The sequence below is a fragment of the Cyanobium sp. PCC 7001 genome (assembly GCF_000155635.1).
Lineage (GTDB): Bacteria > Cyanobacteriota > Cyanobacteriia > PCC-6307 > Cyanobiaceae > NIES-981.
Genome location: NZ_DS990556.1, coordinates 2,769,636 through 2,786,948 on the forward strand (window position 1 = coordinate 2,769,636; position 17,313 = coordinate 2,786,948).

Sequence of the window (17,313 nt, forward strand, 5' to 3'; positions counted from 1 at the left end):
GATCTGTCGCGTTGATTCCCCTGCGAACACCCCAGGAGGCCCAGCGCCCCACCGCCATCGCCCTCGGCAGTTTCGATGGTCTGCATCGCGGCCACCGGCGCGTGATCGCGGCGGTCACCGAGCCCGCGGTGGCGGACGGGGTGCCGCTGGTGCCCACGGTGGTGAGCTTCTGGCCCCATCCCCGCGAGGTGCTGCACGGCGAACCGCGGTTGCGGCTCGATCTGCCCAGCGAAAAACTGGAGCTGCTCGAACCGCTCGGCGTCCGCCAGCTGGTGCTGGTGCCCTTCGACAGGCAGCTGGCGGCGCTGGATCCTGAGGCCTTCGTGGACCGGGTGCTGGTGAACCAGCTCGACAGCCGCCGGATCGCGGTGGGCACCAATTTCCGCTTCGGAGTGAACCGTCAGGGCGACACCGGCACCCTGGTGGCGCTGGCGGCCGCCCGGGGGATCGAGGTGGCCGTGGTGCCGATGCTCACCGATGGGGAGGAACGGCTCAGCAGCAGCCGCATCCGGCGGGCCCTGGCGGCGGGAGATCTGCTGGAGGCCGAGCGGCTGCTGCAGCGTCCCTACCGCTTCCGCGGCGCGGTGGTGCAGGGTCGGGGTCTGGGTCGTCAGCTGGGCTGGCCCACCGCCAATCTTCAGGTGGACGGCCGCAAGTTCCTGCCGATGGAAGGGGTGTACGCCGCCCGGGCCCAGGTGGATGCGGCTGGACCCTGGTTGCCGGCGGTGATGAACCTCGGCCCCCAGCCCACCGTGGATCCCCTCGCCCCCTCCGCCGTGGAGGTGCATCTGCTGGACCGCAATCTGGAGCTCCATGGCCGCCAGCTCCAGGTGGAGCCGGTGGCGTTGCTGCGCCGTCAGCAGCGCTTCGATGGCGTGGAGGCCCTGAGCGCGCAGATCGCCAGGGATGCGGCGCGGGCGCGCTGCCTAACCGCCGGGGTAGGCGTGGGTGAGGCCCCAGGCCATGAACGTGGCGATGCCCCCGAGCAGCAGAATCCCTGACACCAGCACCAGCATCGGGTTGTCCGGACCGCCTTGTTCCATGGCCTTGCTGACGGGCCGCGGCCCCCGGGATTGCGCTCCAACCTAGACAGTCCTGGCGGTGCCGTCCGTTTTCATCCCTCGCCGTCCGGCCATGGTGCTCCCCCCCCTCTCGCCGCAAGCCGCTGCCGACACCCCGGCGCTGCGGCGGTTGCTCGATGCCAATCTCGACCGTGCCCGCGAGGGCCTGCGGGTGCTGGAGGACTGGGCCCGCTTCGGCCTGGAGCGGGCCGATCTGGTATCCCGCTGCAAGGACCTGCGCCAGCGCCTGGGTCGCCTGCATGGGGAGGCCTACAAGTTGGCGCGCCACACCGCCACCGATGCCGGGGCGGGGCTGACCCATCCGGCCCAGGCGGAACGGCAGCGGCCCCAGCAGGTGGTGGCGGCCAATGCCTCCCGGGTGCAGGAGGCGCTGCGGGTGCTGGAGGAATTCGGGCGCGGCATCGATCCGGTTCTGGCGTCCGAGGCCGCCGCCATCCGCTACACCCTCTACGACCTCGATGCCGATCTGCTGCGCGCCGGCCAGGGCGCTGCGGCCCGCCGCCGCCGGCTGGAGGCCTGCCACCTCTACCTGGTCACCAGCCCGGTGCCCGATCTGGACGCGGTGGTGGCCGGCGCCCTGGCCGGTGGGGTGCGGCTGGTGCAGTACAGGGCCAAGCCCGAGAGCACCGGCCCTGGGGGTGCTCCCCTCACCGATCGGGAGCGGCTGCAGCAGGCCGGAGCCCTGCGCGAGCTCTGCGCCCAGGCGGGCGCCCTGTTCATCGTCAACGACCGCATCGATCTGGCCCTGGCGGTGGATGCCGATGGCGTGCACCTCGGCCAGGGCGACCTGCCGCCGGCCCTGGCCCGGCGGCTGCTGGGCCCCGACCGGCTGATCGGCCGCAGCACCCACGCCCTGCCGCAGCTGCAGCAGGCCATCCAGGACGGCTGTGACTACGTGGGGGTGGGGCCGGTGCAGGCCACCCCCACCAAGCCGGGCCGCCAGCCGGTGGGACTGGCCTACGTGAGTCAGGCGGCCCAGGCCTGTCCGATTCCGTTCTTCGCCATCGGCGGGCTCACGGCGGAGGGCATCGCCGCCGTGCGCCAGGCCGGTGGAGAGAGGGTGGCGGTGGTGCGGGCGATCACCGAGGCGGACGACCCGGCGGCTGCCAGCCGGCAGCTGCTCTCGGCCCTTGGCCGCAGCAGCTGACTGCAGCAGCTGAGCTTCACAGGCACCCCGCCGGCACCCCGCCGGCACTCCACCGGCCTGTGCAACCCTGAGGGCAGATGCCCGCAAGCGCGGACCCCGCCACCGTTCACCCAGCGATGTCCACCCCTAAGGAGCCACCCGCCTCGGCCCCGGAGAGCGAGATCCTCATCCAGGTGAACGGGGAGCTCCGCCCCTGCCGGGCCGGCCTGAGTCTTGATCGGGTGCTGGAGGGATTGGGCTACCAGCCGCGCCTGGTGGTGGTGGAGTTCAACGGCACGATCCTGCCGCGCCAGAGCTGGCCCACCCAGGCGGTGGTGGAATCCGACGTGCTCGAAGTGGTCACCATCGTGGGAGGTGGTTCCTAGATTTCTTCCACTCGCACCGGCCCTGTTGCCGCTCCCCGAAGCCCCGATCCCCAACGCCACCCCTCAGCAGCCACAACGCCCCCGCTGGTGGCGCCGCAGCCTGAGTCTCGTGATTCTTCCGGCTCTGCTGCTCACCCTGCTGGTGTGGGCTCCTGGCCCCGCCTTGGCCGCCAGGGGCGGCAGGATCGGTGGGGGCAGTTTCCGTTCGGCCCCCTCGATGCCGCGCAGCTACGGCGGCGGCGGTTACCGCGGTGGGGGCGGCGGGTTCGGCGGTGGCGGGCTCGGCTTCCCCTTCCTGATCCCCATTTTCGGCTTCGGGGGTGGAGGCCTCTTCGGCTTCCTGATCCTGATGGCCGTGATCGGCCTGATCGGCAACGCCCTGCGCGGAGCCGGCGGTGCTCCATCCCTGCCCGGCAACGGCGGCGGCTATGCGCCCCGGCCCGATGGTCCGGTGACCATCAGCCAGGTGCAGGTGGGGCTGCTTGCCGCCGCCCGTGAGGTGCAGAACGACCTGCGCATGCTGGCCTCCCGGGCCGACACCAGCAGCAGCAGCGGTCTGCAGATGGTGCTGCAGGAAACCACCCTGGCCCTGCTGCGTCACCCCGATCTCTGGGTCTACGCCAGCGCCGAGGTGGGCCAGGTGCCCTTCGCCAGCGCCGAATCCACCTTCAACCGCCTGAGCATGGCCGAGCGCAGCAAGCTCGACGCCGAGCTCACCACCAACGTGGCCGGCCGGCGCTCCGCCGCTGACTCCGCCGGTGACAGCGACGCCAGCAGCGACTACATCGCCGTGACCCTGCTGGTGGCCACCCGCCAGCGCCTCTCGATCAAGGGGGCCGGTTCGGCGGAACAGCTGCGCGATTCCCTGCAGGTGCTGGGCGGTGTGTCCGCGTCCGATCTGCTGGCCATCGAGGTGATCTGGCAGCCGGATGGCGTCGGCGAGGTGTTCAGCACCGAGGAGCTGCTCACGGCCTACCCCCAGCTCCAGCACCTCTGAGGATGCGCAGGGCCGCCATGGCGGCGCCGTAGCCGTTGTCCACATTCACCACCGTGAGCCCCGGGGCGCAGCTGGCGAGCATGCCGTGCAGGGCCGCCATGCCGCCGGCGCTCACGCCGTAGCCCACCGACACCGGCACGCCGATCACCGGCTGGGGCAGCAGTCCGGCCAGAACGGTGGGCAGGGCCCCCTCCATGCCGGCGCAGGCGATCAGCACCTCCACCTGCCTCAGCGGCTCCAGCTGGCCCAGCAGCCGATGCAGGCCAGCCACCCCCACATCCAGCAGCAGGTTGGTGCGAATGCCATGGCAGCGCAGGGCCAGGCAGGCCTCGCTGGCCACCCCCAGATCGCTGGTGCCGCCGCCCAGCACCGCCACACCGCCGCCGCTGGGGGGCTCCGGCGGCAACCGCCCGCTGGTGAGGCAGCGCGCACGGGGATGGTGCCGCAGGCCAAGCTCGGGCACCTGCTCCAGCACGGCCAGGGCCTTCTCCTCGGACACCCGCGTGGCCAGGAGCAGCTCGCCGGCCTCGTGCAGCCGCAGCGCGATCGCCGCGATCTGCCCGGCGCTCTTGGTCTCGCCCCACACTGCCTCCACCATGCCCAGGCGCTGGCGGCGCTCCAGATCGAGCCGGTGCTCCGGCCCCTGGCCGGGGGATGGCGACGGTGCCGGCGAGGGAGAGTTCAGCACCGGATCCACACCATCTCCACCAGGGCGGGCGTGACCCAGAGGCTGGCGTGGCGCTGCGCCTGCTCCAGCTCGCTGCGCAGGGCCTCCTGCTCGCTGGGGCTCCAGACACCGGCGGCCATCAGCTGGGACGGGTAGGAGGCCAGGAAATCCTGCAGCCACAGCGCCTTGGGCGCCGTGCCGGCCGAGCAGGCCATCAGGCTTCTGCCATGGGCCAGCCGGAAGCCCCGCCGCTCCAGCAGGGCGGGCAGGCGGCTGGCCACGTCCGGGTCGCCGCCGTGGTCCCGCCAGTGGCGGATGCAGCAGGCCACGAACCGCTGCAGCATCGCCCCCTGGGGGTGGAGGGAGAAGGTGTCCCAGCGGACGTATTCGTGCAGCACCAGCGCACCGCCAGGCCGCAGGGCCTGCTGCACCAGATCCAGCAGGGGGTCCAGCTGCGGCAGGAACATGGCCAGCCAGCGGCACCAGGCCCCATCCCAGGCGCCGGGGGCCGGGTGGTCCAGGCCCATGGAGCCTGCCGGTGCCGGAGCGCCGAGATCGCGCTGCAGGGCCTGCAGCTGGGGCAGGTCCAGGTGCCTGGCACGCTCGCGCAGGTGCTGGAGGTAGGGAGCGGCGCTGTCGATCCCCAGCACCAGACCGTGGCGGCCCACCAGGTCCGCCAGATCGAGGCTGGCGAAGCCTGGCCCGCAGCCCAGGTCGAGCAGCCGCTGGCCCGAGCCGAAGCCCGCCTGGCGCCAGACCCGCCGGCAGTCGTCGCGCCAGATGGCGTGCTGGCGGCCCAGGCGCTCGAGCTCCTCGCGATCACAGCCGAGCACGTAGCTGTCACTCGGGTGGAGGTCGCTCTGGACGGTGTCGCTCTGGTGGGGGTGGGCGGACATCGCGGCTCAGAGCGGCTGCAGCTCCGCCTCGTCGAGGAGCGGAAAGGGGTTGGTGCGGCTGCCGGTGAGCTGGCGGGCGTGCTGCTCGAACCGTTCCTGAACGGCGCCCACGGCCTCAGGGGAGATCGCTTTCCATTGGCCCCGGCTGGCCCAGCGGATCAGCAGCAGCCCTTCCTCCCGCTGGGGATCCCAGAACAGCTGGCGGCCCAGAAAACCCTCTTGCCTGGCCAGCCAGGGCTCCCAGCTGGCCTGCTCGGCTTCCAGCCAGGCCTGCCGGGATCGGGCAGGCACCTGCAGCCGGAGCACCTCCACCACCTCGCTCTGCGCGTCCATCGGTGGTTGCTTGGGTGGCTGCTCGGCTCGGGGTTCGGCCATGGGGGATCGCAGGGCAGGGGTGCTGGGGGCAGGGGCCGCCCCGCCGGGGCGCATCACGGCGGCTGGACCGGTGGCCGCGGCCATCGCCCCGGGGCCAGCCTGCAGCCCCACCACGCCCAGGAGCAACAGCAGCAGCACCCCCCGCAGGGCAGTGATCCCCAGCCGGCGGAGCAGGGTCATGGCCGCTGCAGCAGGGCCACCGCATGGCAGGAGATGCCCTCCTCGCGTCCCTCGGCGCCCAGGCGTTCGTTCGTGGTGGCCTTCACCCCCACCTGATCGGGCTCCAGCTCCAGCCGCTGGGCGATGGCCGCCTGCATGGCCGGGATGTGGGGCTTGAGCTTCGGCCGCTCCGCCACCACCACCGCATCCAGATTCACCACGCTCCAGCCCCGCTGTCGCACCAGCGCCATCACCTGCTCCAGCAGCACCAGGCTGTCGGCACCCTTCCAGCGCGGATCGTCCGGCGGGAAGTGCTTGCCGATGTCGCCCAGGGCGAGGGCACCGAGCAGGGCATCCATCAGGGCATGCACCAGCACGTCGGCATCGCTGTGGCCGTCGAGTCCGAGCCCCTCGGGATGGTGCAGCTGCTGCCCGCCGAGGATCAGGGGTCTGCCGCTCACCAGCCGGTGGATGTCGTAGCCATTGCCGATGCGCAGCTGCATGGGACGTTCCGCTCTGGGTCTCCGGTGCGGTCCTCAGTGTCCTGCAGCGCCGGTGCCGCGGGCGTCCGGCAGCACCTGCAGATGGTTGCCGTCCCGTCCCATCACCGTCACGGCGGAGCCGGGCGGCAGCGGGGCGCCGGCCTCCAGGCAGATGGCGGCCCAGCTCTGGCCCTGCCAGCGCACCCGTCCCTCCGGGCTGCCGTCGAAGCCACCGATCACCTCGGCCCGCTGGCTGCGGCTGCTGGCGGGAATCGACCGCTCCCGGCTGCGCCGCTCCCAGCCCCGCAGGGCCAGGAGCCCCAGGCCGCTCAGCACGGCAAAGGCCGCCACCTGCAGCAGCGGCGGCCAGGGCAGCAAGGCACTGAGCACCGACACCACCAGAGCCGCCACCGCCGCTTCCAGCAGGCCGTCGAATTCGGCCCCGAGCCATTCGATCGCCAGCAGGCCCAGACCCACCGCCAGCCAGATCAGGGACGCCAGGGCCATCGGGTCGGGTGGTGGGGAGGCTCCATGCTGCCTAGCTTGAGGCCTCTGCTGCTGCTCCGGCGATGGAAACCCTGTTCGGTCTGCCGGCCCTGGTGGTGATGGCGTTCCTCGGGGTGAACAGCATCAAGGTCACCAGTGGTGGTCAGTCGCGGCTGGTGGAGCGGCTCGGCAAGTACGACCGCCAGCTGCAGCCGGGTCTCTCCTTCGTGCTGCCGGTGGTGGAGAAGGTGGTGAGCCATGAATCCCTCAAGGAGCGGGTGCTCGACATTCCCCCGCAGCAGTGCATCACCCGCGACAACGTGTCGATCGAGGTGGATGCGGTGGTGTACTGGCAGCTGCTGGAGCACGCCCGCGCCTACTACGCCGTGGACAACCTGCAGGCGGCGATGGTGAACCTGGTGCTCACCCAGATCCGCGCCGAGATGGGCAAGCTCGACCTCGACCAGACCTTCACCACCCGCCAGGAGGTGAACGAGGCCCTGCTGCGCGAGCTGGATCAGGCCACCGACCCCTGGGGCGTGAAGGTGACCCGGGTGGAGCTGCGGGACATCCACCCTTCGGCCGGCGTGCAGCAGGCGATGGAGCAGCAGATGACCGCCGAGCGGGAGAAGCGGGCCGCCATCCTGCGGTCGGAGGGGGTGCGCGACAGCGAGCTCAATGCCGCCCGCGGCCGGGCCCAGGCGCTGCTGCTTCAGGCCGAGGCGGAGGCCAAGGAGCAGACCCTGCAGGCGGAGGCCAAGGCCGCGGCCGCCACCCGGCTGGCCGAGGCGATCGAGGCCAATCCCGCCGCGGCCGAAGCCCTGAGGCTGCTGCTGGCCAGTGAGTGGATGGCGATGGGCCAGGAGATGGCCCGGGCCCAGGGGGGCAGCGTGCTGATGGTGGACCCCCAGAGCCCGGCATCGCTGCTGGCGGCCCTGAAGGGGCTGCAGAAGGGCCAGACTTGAGCCGCTCGGCTCCTCAGACGGCTCCTCAAGCCCACCTCCCCGGCCCCCGCCTGGGGGCTTCAACGGGGCTTCAGGCCTGGGGCGGCAGGGGCGGCGGAGGCAGGGGCAGGGCGCTGCCTGCCTCCGCGTCCAGCCGCACCGCCGTGCCGACCGCGCACACCATCAGCATCCCGCCCGACTGGCCCAGCACCTCGGTATCGAGCTGCAGGCCCACGACGGCGTCGGCGCCGAGCAGCTCGGCCCTGCGGGCCAGCTCCTCCATGGCCTCCTGGCGGGCCTGCTGGAGCGCCTTCTCGTAGGCCCGGGCCCGGCCGCCCACCACATCGCGCACCGAGGCGAGCAGGTCGCGAAAGATGTTGGCGCCCAGGATCGCCTCGCCGTGCACCGGACCCAGGTAGCGCTGGATGCTCCGGCCCTCGAGGCTGGGGGTGGTGGTGATCAGCATGGTGGGGGACTGCCTGCAGATGGGCCAGCCTCCTGCTCCCCCTGCCAGCGGGCGTAGAGATCCGGGCGACGTTCGGCGGTGCGCTGCCGCTGCTGCTCCTGGCGCCAGCGGGCCACGGCGCCGTGGTCGCCGCTGCGCAGCACGGCCGGCACCTCCAGGCCCCGGAAGCTGGCCGGCCGGGTGTAGTGGGGATGCTCCAGCAGCAGGGTGCTGTGGCTCTCCTCCTGAAGGCATGCCGCGGTGCCCACCGTGCCCGGCAGCAGCCGCACCACGCCGTTGATGATCACGGCGGCCGGCAGCTCGCCTCCGGTGAGCACGAAGTCACCGATCGACACCTCCTCGTCGGCCAGGGAGCGGATGCGTTCATCGAAGCCCTCGTAGTGGCCGCAGAGGAACACCAGCTGGTCGGCCTCGCTGGCCCAGCGGCGCAGGTCGGCCTGGCGCAGTGGTTGCCCCTGGGGGCTCATCAGCAGCACCCGGCGCCTGGGCAGCACCGGAATCGCCTCCACCGCGGCGAACACCGGCTCGGGCTTGAGCACCATGCCGGCGCCGCCGCCATAGGGCTGGTCATCCACCTTGCGGTAGCGGTCTGTGGCGTGATCGCGGGGATTGTGCACATGCAGCTCGGCGATGCCGGCGGCGAAGGCACGCCCGATCACCCCAAGGCTCAGCAGCGGGGTGAAGGCCTCGGGCGTGAGGCTCACCACGTCCAGCCGCATGGCCATCAGCTGCCGGTGGCGGGGCGACTCACCCGGCGGATCTCGGAGCTGAAGCTGGCCCGTCCCGGGCTGCCGTCGCCCTGCCGCTCCACCGTGCTGCGCAGCCGCAGGTTGGGCTTGGTGAACCAGATGCGCTCCCGCACCTCGCGGCCCTCCTGCTCGAGCCGCAGTTCAAGGCTCCCGTCGGGCCAGAGCTCCCAGTCGCCCTCCAGGGGTGCGGCCCCGGCCGGGGTGCCGGCCTCACCGCTGGAAAAGCGCCCATCCGGGCGGAAGTGAAGATCCCGCTGGGGACTGTTTTTGGGGCCCACCCGCAGGCCACCGGGGCCGTGGCCGCCGGCGGGTTCCAGGAAGGTCACCAGCAGCTCGCCCCGCTCGCTGCTGTGCCATTCGTCGCCCTGGACTGTTTCGTCGCTCTGGGCTGTTTCGTCGCCTAGGGCCGTGCCGTCCTCGCCCCCGTTGGCTTGCGCCTCGATCGCCCCCAGGGCGAATTCGCTGCGCAGACTCATCCACTCCCCGGCGCAGAAGCGCAGGAAGGCCCCGATCTCCTCGGGCGGAAAGGCAGGAGTGTCGCTCATGGGGCCATTCTCTCAGCCGCCTGGCTCAGTCGCCTCCCTCAATCGCCCCTGTAGCCCAGCTCGGCCAGGCGGGCGGCGCTGCGGCGCCAGCCCGGCACCACTTTCACGAACAGCTCCAGATACACCGGCCCGGAGAACACCTTCTCCATCTGCAGGCGGGCACCCTGGCCGATCGTCTTCAGCATCCGTCCGCCCTTGCCGATCAGGATGCCTTTCTGGCTGGAGCGCTCCACCAGCACGGTGGCCAGCACGGCCGTGCGGGGGCCGTCCTCCACCACCCGGTCGATGCTCACGGCCACCGAGTGGGGCACTTCCTCGCGGGTGTGGCTGAGCACCTGCTCGCGGATCAGTTCCGCCATCAGCAGCTGCTCGGGCTGATCGCTCACCGCATCGGCCGGGTAGAGGTGGGGGCCCGGCGGCAGGTCGCTGCTCAGGGCCTCCACCAGTTCGGCGGTGCCCTCGCCGGTGAGGGCACTCACCGGGTGGAGGGGCCAGTCCAGGGGTTCGCTTCGCTCCGGCATGGCGACATCGCCCCGACCGCCCAGCAGGTCGCGGTAGCTCTGGGCCAGGGCCGCCGCCTGATCGCCAGACACCAGATCGTGCTTGTTGAGGGCCACGTGCACCGGGGCGCGGCAGTGGCGCAGCAGTTCGACGATGAAGCCATCGCCGCGGCCGGCCCTCTGGCTGCCGTCCACCAGCAGCAGCACCACGTCCACCTCGCCGATGGCGCCGCGGGCCGTCTTCACCAGCCGCTCGCCGAGCAGGTGGTGGGGCTTGTGGATGCCCGGCGTGTCGAGCAGCACCAGCTGGGCCGTGGGCGTGGTGAGGATGGCCCGCAGCCGGTTGCGGGTGGTCTGGGCCACCGGGGAGGTGATGGCCACCTTCTGGCCCACCAGCTGGTTGAGCAGGGTGGACTTGCCCACGTTCGGCCGACCGATCAGGGCCACGAAGCCGGAGCGGAACGCTGCAGCGGCTGGGTTGTCGCCGAGCAGGCGGGCCGATTCGGCCGGATCGGGAACGGGCAGCAGCACCCCCTCCCCAGCCCGCTCGGCGGCGGGCTCGTCGGAACGGGAGTTGGCGGGTGGCTCGGTTGACTGCATGGGGTCCAGATTGTCAGCCCCTGGCCGTTGGGGGCCGCCGGGTCCATAACCTCTAGGGCAGCGTGTCCTTTCTTCTCCCCAGTCCCGGCGCCATGACCACCACGCCCCTTGAGCCCACCTTCCAGCAGGCCATGGAGATCACGGCCCAGTGGCTGGGGTTGTGGGAGAACGGCGAGCTCAGCGACGAGGTGCTGGCGGATCGGGTGGCGGAACTGGTGGCCGCCCGCGATGGGGCCCGGGGCTTCTTCGTGGTGAGCCTTGCCGGCGACTGCCCGCTGATGGACCGGCTGCCCGAGCCGCTGGTGCTGCAGCTGCGGGCGGCCGGCGAGGGGGTGGTGGATCTCTCGGCCCGCAACCTGGCCATGAGCACGGCCATGGCCCTGCACCATGGCCGTGGTGGCGATGCGGCCCAGCAGAGCGCCTCGGAGCGGGTGGCCAGCCGCTGCACCGAACTGCTGCGCCTGCTCGATCCCCATGCGGTGAAGCAGCGGCTGGAAGTCCTCCTGGCCGCCGCCGGCCGTGGCGAGGGGGAGGATGTGGCGTTTCTCGATCGCTGGGGGTACGACGCCGACCAGCGCCGGGCGATCGCTGCGGCGGTGGAGGCGGTGGCGGAAGGCTGAGGTTCCGAGCGGCTGCTCGGGCTGCCGCGGTCACCCATGAAAAAAGCGCCCCGGAGGGCGCTGATGCACGGGTGCCGGCTGAGGCCAGGCCGCAATGGTCAGTCGTCAGTCGCGACGACCACCGCCCTGCAGGGCGATGATCAGGCGCAGGATGAAGATGAACAGGTTGATGTACGTGAGGTACATCCCCAGGGCTCCGGCCAGGTACTGGTCGTCGCTGTAGGTGCGGGGCATCGTGTAGAAGTCCACGAAGGCGGCACCGATGAACAGCACGGTGCCGAAGCCGGCGATCAGCAGCTCGAAGCCGTTGCCGCCGAACATGCCAGGCACGAACAGGCTGCCCACGATCTGCACCACCATGGCGATCAGCAGGCCGACGATCCCCAGACCCACCACGCCGGTGAGGGCCTGACCGACGCTGTCGCTCATGCGGCGGCCGGTGAACGACGCCACCACGAAGGTGATGCCCGTGGCCAGGGTGGCGGTGCCGATGGCGCCGACACCCGCCACGCTGAGGGCGTAGGCCACGATGCCGCTGAGGGTGAAGCCGGTGATCAGGCTGTAGGCGGCGAGCAGGGGCAGCGCAGTGCTGTTGTTCCCCTTGCTGGCCACGTTCTGGGCCACGAAGAAGAGGATGAAGTTGCCGATCAGGGCCACCCAGAACAGGGGCATGAACAGCCCGGGGCTGCTGGCCATGAGGGTGAGGCCGCCCAGCACGCCGCCGGCGGTGAGCACCATGCCTCCACCCACGTAGGGCAGGGCCTTGTTGACCACGTTGGGCCCCACGAGGGCGCTGGATTGCGCCTCGCGGATGGCCTCCTGAAAATTGCTGCTGGCCGGCATGGCGCACCAGGTTTCGAACTCCATCCATCCTGCCAGTGGCGGAGGGGGCCTGACAGAGCCTCAGGGCCCGCCTGAGGTGCGGATCTCCCCCTGGGAACCGGCGGCTCACGGCCTGGGGATCCGCTCGCCCCTGCTCAGGGGCGCCTGGGCTGGCGGCGGGCGTCCCGCTGGGCATAGGCGGTGACCAGGCGCTGCACCAGGGGATGGCGCACCACGTCGGCGGCGCTCAGCCGGCAGATGGCCACCCCTTCCACGCCTTCCAGCACTTCGGCGGCTTCGTTGAGGCCGCTGGTGACACCGGGGGGCAGATCCAGCTGGGTGGGATCCCCGGTGACCACCATCCGGGAGTTTTCGCCGAGCCGGGTGAGCACCATCCGCATCTGGGCGCTGGTGGTGTTCTGGGCCTCATCCAGGATCACGAAGGCGTCCGCCAGCGTGCGGCCCCGCATGTACGCCAGCGGCGCCACCTCGATCACCCCCTTCTCCAGCAGGGCGGAGGTGCGCTCAGCCCCCAGCAGGGCGTGCAGGGCGTCGTAGAGGGGGCGCAGGTAGGGATCCACCTTCTGCTGCAGATCGCCGGGAAGGAAGCCGAGCCGCTCGCCGGCTTCCACGGCGGGCCGGGTCAGGATCAGCCGCTGCACCTTGCGTTCATTCAGCATCCGCACCGCCAGCACCGTGGCCAGGAAGGTCTTGCCGGTGCCGGCCGGTCCGAGCGCCAGGGTGAGGTCGTGGCGCTCCATGGCCTCCACGTAGGTCTTCTGGCGCAGGGTGCGGGGCCGCAGCAGCTGGCCGCTCTGGCTGCGGGCCAGCACGTGCTCACCGAGGGCGCGGTGCTCCTCGCCCCGGTCGGTGTCGAGGGCCTGGAGCGCGGTCTGCAGGTCCACCGGTCCGATGGCCTGGCCCTGGTCCCACAGGGGCCTGAGCATTTCCACCAGCGCCGTGGCGCGCTGCAGCTGGCGTGGGCGGGCGGCGATCCAGAGGTCGAGTCCCCGCAGGACCAGGGAGGCACCGGTGAGGGCCTCCACCTGGCGCAGAGTGGCTTCGGCCGGGCCGGCCAGGGCCAGCGCGGCGGCGGAGTTGGGCAGGGCGATGGAGGTGCTGCTGCGCCCTCCAGGGTCCGCGGTGGCGCTGGAGCTCAAGCCTCGGCAGCGGGCTCGGCGGCCGCAGCCTCCTCAGCCGCCTTGCTCGCTGCAGCTTCAGCCTCAGCGGCGGCCTTGGCCTGGGCCGCTTCCCTGGCCGCCTGCTTGGCGGCAGCGTCGCGGGCCGCGGCCTGCTTGGCCTGACCTGCCGTCACCGAGGCGCGCACGGTCTTCTCCACCAGGCCACCCCGCTCGAGCAGGGTGAGCACCGTGTCGGTGGGCTGGGCGCCCTGGGCCAGCCGGGCACGGATGGCCTCGGTGTTCAGCCGCGTTTCCTTGGTGCGGGGGTTGTAGAAGCCCAGCTCCTCGAGCGGACGCCCATCCCGGCGGGAGGTGCTGTTGGTGGCCACCAGGCGGAAGCTCGCTTCCCGCTTCTTGCCGAACCGCTTCAGGCGGAGCTTGATCATCGTGGCTGTGCCGTTAGGTGTCCAAACAACCAATGTACCTGCTGGGGTACAGGCTCGGGTTCGGAGGTCGGCATCCAGGGGTCACCATCCAGAGCTTGCCAGTCAGAGCTCGCCGAAGCCCTTCCGCTTCTTGGGCGGCCTGTTGGCCTTGCGGCTTCCACCACCGCGGCCGCCAGCGCCCGCCGGACCGCCCATCCCCGGCATGCCGGGAAAGCCGCCCATGCCGGGGAATCCGCCGCCCATCCCGGGCATGCCCCCCATCCCGGGCATCCCCGGCATGCCGCCGCCTTTGGTCATCTGCTGCATGAAGCCCCGCATGCGCTGAAAATCGGCCAGCACCTTGTCCACCTCGGCGGGGGTGTGGCCGCTCCCCTTGGCGATGCGGCGCCGTCGCGACGGCATCAAAGCCAGCAGGTCGGGATTCTCCCGCTCGGCGGCGGTCATCGAGCTGATCATCGACTCGATCTTTCCGAGCTGCTGCTCCCCCTGCTTGAGCATGCCGTCGTCGATCTTGTTCATCCCCGGGATCATCTTCATCAGGCCCCCCAGGGACCCCATCCGCTTGATCAGCCGCATCTGCTGCACGAAGTCGGAGAAGTCGAAGCTGGCCTCCTGAAGCTTCTGCTGCATCCGCGCCACATCGGCCAGCTCCACCTCCTTCTGCGCCTTCTCCACCAGCGTGAGCACATCGCCCATGCCGAGGATGCGGCTGGCCATCCGCTCGGGGTGGAACGGCTGCAGCGCTTCCACCTTCTCGCCGGTGCCGATGAACTTGATCGGGGCGCCGCTCACCTTGCGGATGGAGAGGGCGGCGCCACCGCGGGAGTCGCCGTCGAGCTTGGTGAGCACGGCGCCGGTGATGCCCACCTGCTCGTGGAAGGCACGGGTGAGTTCGGCGGCCTCCTGGCCGATCATCGAATCCACCACCAGCAGCACCTCATCGGGCTGCACGGCCTCCCGGATCCGCACCATCTCCTCCATCATCGAGGTGTCGATCTGGAGCCGGCCGGCGGTGTCCACCAGCACCGTGTCGAAGCCCTCCTCCCGGGCTTTCTCCACTCCGGCGGCGGCGATGTCCTCCGGTCTGGCTTCGGTGCCGAGGCTGAACACCTCCACTCCGATCTGCCCTCCCAGAGTCCTGAGCTGCTCGATGGCCGCCGGCCGGTAGACGTCGGCCCCCACCAGCAGGGCCCGGCGGCCCTGTTCCTTGAGATGGAGGCCCAGCTTGGCGGTGGCGGTGGTCTTGCCGGCGCCCTGCAGGCCGGCCATCAGCACCACCGAGGGCTCGCCGGGCTTGCCCCCCGCCGCCAGCGGCGCGTTCTCGCCCCCCATGGTGTCGACGAGCTGCTCATGCACCACCTGGATGAACTTCTGATCCGGGCTGATGCCACGCACCACCTCGGCGCCGACGGCCTTGCGGCGCACCTCGTCCACGAAGTCCTTCACCACCGGCAGGCTCACGTCCGCCTCCAGAAGGGCCCGGCGCACATCCTTCAGGGCGCCTTCGACATTGCTCTCGCTGATCGCCCCCTGGCCGCGCAGGTTCTTGACGGCGTCTTCAAACCGCTGGGAAAGCTCGTCGAACATCGCGGTGGGGGCGCAGGGGAGGGTGGGGCGGCGGTGGCCGCAGCCCCGGATCGTAAAAACCCGCGCCGCCGGGGGAGTGGCTGGGGAGAGGATCAGCGCACGGGGCCGAAGCTCGCCAGGCGCCAGGCCTCGCCATCACGTCCGAACACGTAGCGGTTGCGGAGGGTGAGGGCGGCGCTGGATTCCGTCGGCTTGCCCTCGGCATCCAGGCGCTGGTCGCGGTAGCTGATGGTCGCCAGCACGGCGATGCGCCCGGAGCTGCGGGCCTCGATCGTGAGGCCCTCCACCTTGGCCTCGACCCTCTGGGTCTGCTGCTGGGCCTCATCCTGCCGGCGTTCCTGCTGGAGCCGGTCGATCTGAACGGGACGGGCCAGCTGCTCGAGCGGGAGTGGGCCCGGCTGGCCCGCCAGCACCGCCGCCTTGGCCGCCAGCCAGGTTTCCAGCAGGCCCTGCAGGTCGGCCTCGGTGGGAGCGGCCGTCGTGAGCGGCACGGTGGCCTGCGCCGCAGAGGGGCTGGTGCCGCCTGGCGCGGGTGTGCCGGCGGCCGCGTCTGGACTGCCTGAAGCGGGGGGTTGGGGGGCCTCGGCGTCAGGGCTGGGCTCCACCGGGATCGGGGTGGCTTGCGGCTGGGGGCGGAGCAGCAGCCAGGCTCCACCGGCCAGCAGGATGGCGGTGGCGGCAGCGGTGATCCGCCACTGGCGAGGGACGAGGGGGGGCGGCCAGGGCAGCTCCGGGAACTCCGGCAGCCGCCAGCGGCGCGGCCACCAGCCGCCGATCCAGGGCTCGTCGTCGTCCAGCAGTTCGTTCTCGGATTCGGCCCCGGATTCCGCCTCGGATCCGCCCCCGGATCCCGCCCCGGTGAGCTCCTCGGTGCTGCTCCAGACCTGGGAGGTGAATGGGGGCACACCGCCCGGATCGTCCCTGTCCAGGGTCCAGGTCTCCGGGAAGGGAGAGGCCTCCGGGCCGGAGGACGGCAGGGGGGGCGGTGCCAGGCGGTTGATGTAGGCCTGCACGTCGCGGTCGGCGAAGTAGGCCTCCAGGTCGGGATCGGCCTCCAGATCGCGGTAGCCGGGCAGCACATCCCGGGCCAGCCAGTCGGTGCAGTAGGCACAGAGCTGAGCCAGGGGATCGCTGCTCTGCTGCTCCGCCCACTCCTGCAGCTCCGGGCTGGCCCCCTGCCGGAAGGCGTGCTGGGCCGCCTCCACCTGCCCCAGGAGCAGATGAAGACAGGCCAGCAACGGTTGCACCCCCTCCTGGCCCGTGGCCTCCAGCCGCTGCATGGCTGCGGCGATGCGATCCGGTTTCCGCTGGGCGAACCCCGAGGCGGTGAGGGCCGTGCTGGCGAGGAAATCGGCAGCCGGGGAGTTGTCGGCCCAGCGGCTGAACAGATCCACCTGCTCCTGCACGGTGAGGTAAGCCCGGATCTGCTTGAAGAAGGCCTGGAACTCCTCCGGCGTGAGGGTGGGGTCGTCGCGGCCTTCCAGACCGCCCCGCTCCCGCACCAGTTCCTCGAGCAGGGTGACGCCTTCGGCCCGTTCATCGGCGGCTGCCAGGCTGCGGCTGAGCAGGTCCAGCACCCGGAAGGGCCGAAGCCGCCGGAGCTCGTCGCTGATCTGCTGGCGCAGATGCGGATGCTGCCCCATCCGCTGCAGCAGCTGCAGGCCTTCCCGCAGGGTGTGGGCGGCAGCTTCGTAGCGGCGGTGGCGCTGCAGTTCTTCCCCGCCGGCCAGGCAGGCCAGGCCCGCCAGCAGGCTCAGATCGGTCTCGCGACCACTGCCGAGGGTGGGCGCCTGGGGAGGTTGGAGGCCCCGCCGCGCCAGGTTGAAGCACTCCAGGGGCTGATCCGCCTCCAGCAGGAGCAGCAGCCCGCCGAGTTCCCGGCTGGTGGGGATCTCCAGGCCGGCCTGGAGGGGCGTGCCACTGGTGGCCAGGGCCGTGAGCTCAGATTCGTAGGCCTCGCGCCTGGCGCTGTCGGTGAGCAGATCGGCGCTCAGCCGCAGCAACGATTCCCGGGCCTGCAGGGTCTCGGGGGTGAACCCGTGGTCAGGCGGACGGTTGAGCCGCTGCTCCAGGGTCCGGAGAACGGTCTGGGCATCCGTGGTCGGGCTAACACCGAGCAACCGGAAGTGATCGATCGGCAGTTCCAACCCGGGCTGGCCACTGGAGGTTGACTGTAGTCAGGGTCTTCGGTGTTGGCTGCCCTTCCAACAGTTCCTGCGGCCAGACCCCGTACAGTTCAGGCAGCATCCACCACGAC

General features: G+C 71.4%; 20 protein-coding genes. 6 read left to right on the forward strand and 14 right to left on the reverse strand.

The features are described 5' to 3' along the window. The first annotated feature begins 11 nt into the window (after nucleotides 1-11). From CPCC7001_RS13515 to CPCC7001_RS13530, 4 genes are all read left to right on the forward strand, one after another. On the forward strand, nucleotides 12-1,001 hold the full coding sequence (locus CPCC7001_RS13515; RefSeq protein WP_006910004.1) for a bifunctional riboflavin kinase/FAD synthetase: 990 nt from the start codon (nucleotides 12-14) through the stop codon (nucleotides 999-1,001). Nucleotides 1,002-1,134: 133 nt separating this feature from the next. Beyond that, entirely contained in the window at nucleotides 1,135-2,229 is a 1,095-nt protein-coding gene (locus CPCC7001_RS13520; protein ID WP_006911570.1) for a thiamine phosphate synthase, read from the forward strand. A 116-nt stretch (nucleotides 2,230-2,345) separates the two neighbouring features. Further along, entirely contained in the window at nucleotides 2,346-2,594 is a 249-nt protein-coding gene (gene thiS / locus CPCC7001_RS13525) for a sulfur carrier protein ThiS (RefSeq protein ID WP_006909813.1), read from the forward strand. Between the two features lie 25 nt (nucleotides 2,595-2,619). Next, nucleotides 2,620-3,591, forward strand: coding sequence for a DUF1517 domain-containing protein (locus CPCC7001_RS13530; RefSeq protein ID WP_006910017.1), 972 nt, complete (start codon nucleotides 2,620-2,622; stop codon nucleotides 3,589-3,591). On the opposite strand, the gene larB is transcribed toward CPCC7001_RS13530, so the two are convergent. The 5 genes from larB to CPCC7001_RS13555 all read right to left on the reverse strand — a co-directional run bounded on the left by larB (nucleotide 3,560) and on the right by CPCC7001_RS13555 (nucleotide 6,677). Further along, nucleotides 3,560-4,279 (reverse strand): nickel pincer cofactor biosynthesis protein LarB, encoded by a 720-nt coding sequence (gene larB, locus CPCC7001_RS13535; protein WP_006911703.1) that lies wholly within the window; start codon nucleotides 4,277-4,279, stop codon nucleotides 3,560-3,562. The two genes, CPCC7001_RS13530 and larB, sit on opposite strands and share 32 nt — an antisense overlap. Continuing rightward, nucleotides 4,273-5,154 carry a methyltransferase domain-containing protein gene (locus tag CPCC7001_RS13540; protein WP_006911102.1) on the reverse strand — a complete coding sequence of 294 codons (882 nt, stop codon included), beginning with the start codon at nucleotides 5,152-5,154 and terminating at the stop codon, nucleotides 4,273-4,275. The genes larB and CPCC7001_RS13540 overlap by 7 nt, the downstream gene beginning before the upstream one ends. A gap of 6 nt (nucleotides 5,155-5,160) precedes the next feature. Beyond that, on the reverse strand, nucleotides 5,161-5,529 hold the full coding sequence (locus CPCC7001_RS14160) for a TIGR03792 family protein (protein WP_225867303.1): 369 nt from the start codon (nucleotides 5,527-5,529) through the stop codon (nucleotides 5,161-5,163). Nucleotides 5,530-5,705: 176 nt separating this feature from the next. Next, a complete protein-coding gene (gene ispF / locus CPCC7001_RS13550) occupies nucleotides 5,706-6,191 on the reverse strand; it encodes a 2-C-methyl-D-erythritol 2,4-cyclodiphosphate synthase (protein ID WP_006909726.1) in 486 nt (161 codons plus the stop codon). A gap of 33 nt (nucleotides 6,192-6,224) precedes the next feature. Beyond that, nucleotides 6,225-6,677 (reverse strand): NfeD family protein, encoded by a 453-nt coding sequence (locus tag CPCC7001_RS13555; RefSeq protein ID WP_006910632.1) that lies wholly within the window; start codon nucleotides 6,675-6,677, stop codon nucleotides 6,225-6,227. A gap of 62 nt (nucleotides 6,678-6,739) precedes the next feature. Here CPCC7001_RS13555 and CPCC7001_RS13560 point away from each other — a divergent pair, with 62 nt between their 5' ends. Beyond that, on the forward strand, nucleotides 6,740-7,621 hold the full coding sequence (locus tag CPCC7001_RS13560) for an SPFH domain-containing protein (RefSeq protein WP_006911494.1): 882 nt from the start codon (nucleotides 6,740-6,742) through the stop codon (nucleotides 7,619-7,621). Between the two features lie 70 nt (nucleotides 7,622-7,691). On the opposite strand, the gene CPCC7001_RS13565 is transcribed toward CPCC7001_RS13560, so the two are convergent. Genes CPCC7001_RS13565 through era form a run of 4 tightly spaced genes read right to left on the reverse strand, consistent with a single transcriptional unit; the run spans nucleotide 7,692 to nucleotide 10,460 of the window. After that, nucleotides 7,692-8,066: a YbjQ family protein gene (locus tag CPCC7001_RS13565; RefSeq protein ID WP_006910677.1), complete on the reverse strand. Its 375-nt coding sequence runs from the start codon at nucleotides 8,064-8,066 to the stop codon at nucleotides 7,692-7,694. Next, on the reverse strand, nucleotides 8,060-8,785 hold the full coding sequence (gene trmD / locus CPCC7001_RS13570; RefSeq protein ID WP_006910675.1) for a tRNA (guanosine(37)-N1)-methyltransferase TrmD: 726 nt from the start codon (nucleotides 8,783-8,785) through the stop codon (nucleotides 8,060-8,062). The genes CPCC7001_RS13565 and trmD overlap by 7 nt, the downstream gene beginning before the upstream one ends. Nucleotides 8,786-8,790: 5 nt before the next feature. Then, nucleotides 8,791-9,360, reverse strand: a complete 570-nt coding sequence (locus CPCC7001_RS13575; protein WP_043369170.1) for a phycobiliprotein lyase — start codon at nucleotides 9,358-9,360, stop codon at nucleotides 8,791-8,793. 38 nt (nucleotides 9,361-9,398) lie between these two features. Next, nucleotides 9,399-10,460 (reverse strand): GTPase Era, encoded by a 1,062-nt coding sequence (era, locus tag CPCC7001_RS13580; RefSeq protein ID WP_006910473.1) that lies wholly within the window; start codon nucleotides 10,458-10,460, stop codon nucleotides 9,399-9,401. 92 nt (nucleotides 10,461-10,552) lie between these two features. Between era and CPCC7001_RS13585 the strand changes: the two genes are divergently transcribed. Next, the gene (locus tag CPCC7001_RS13585) at nucleotides 10,553-11,080 is read left to right on the forward strand and encodes a hypothetical protein (RefSeq protein WP_043369171.1); all 528 of its coding nucleotides are present in this window, start codon (nucleotides 10,553-10,555) and stop codon (nucleotides 11,078-11,080) included. A gap of 105 nt (nucleotides 11,081-11,185) precedes the next feature. On the opposite strand, the gene CPCC7001_RS13590 is transcribed toward CPCC7001_RS13585, so the two are convergent. From CPCC7001_RS13590 to CPCC7001_RS13610, 5 genes are all read right to left on the reverse strand, one after another. Then, nucleotides 11,186-11,923 (reverse strand): Bax inhibitor-1 family protein, encoded by a 738-nt coding sequence (locus CPCC7001_RS13590; RefSeq protein ID WP_043370199.1) that lies wholly within the window; start codon nucleotides 11,921-11,923, stop codon nucleotides 11,186-11,188. A 134-nt stretch (nucleotides 11,924-12,057) separates the two neighbouring features. Next, the gene (locus CPCC7001_RS13595; protein ID WP_006910390.1) at nucleotides 12,058-13,062 is read right to left on the reverse strand and encodes a PhoH family protein; all 1,005 of its coding nucleotides are present in this window, start codon (nucleotides 13,060-13,062) and stop codon (nucleotides 12,058-12,060) included. Then, nucleotides 13,059-13,469 carry a 30S ribosomal protein S16 gene (gene rpsP / locus CPCC7001_RS13600; RefSeq protein WP_006909236.1) on the reverse strand — a complete coding sequence of 137 codons (411 nt, stop codon included), beginning with the start codon at nucleotides 13,467-13,469 and terminating at the stop codon, nucleotides 13,059-13,061. Before rpsP ends, CPCC7001_RS13595 begins: the two co-directional genes overlap by 4 nt. 102 nt (nucleotides 13,470-13,571) lie before the next feature. Continuing rightward, nucleotides 13,572-15,056 carry a signal recognition particle protein gene (gene ffh / locus CPCC7001_RS13605; protein WP_006910973.1) on the reverse strand — a complete coding sequence of 495 codons (1,485 nt, stop codon included), beginning with the start codon at nucleotides 15,054-15,056 and terminating at the stop codon, nucleotides 13,572-13,574. Between the two features lie 92 nt (nucleotides 15,057-15,148). After that, a complete protein-coding gene (locus CPCC7001_RS13610) occupies nucleotides 15,149-17,203 on the reverse strand; it encodes an ARC6/PARC6 family protein (protein WP_006911686.1) in 2,055 nt (684 codons plus the stop codon). Nucleotides 17,204-17,313: the final 110 nt, after the last annotated feature.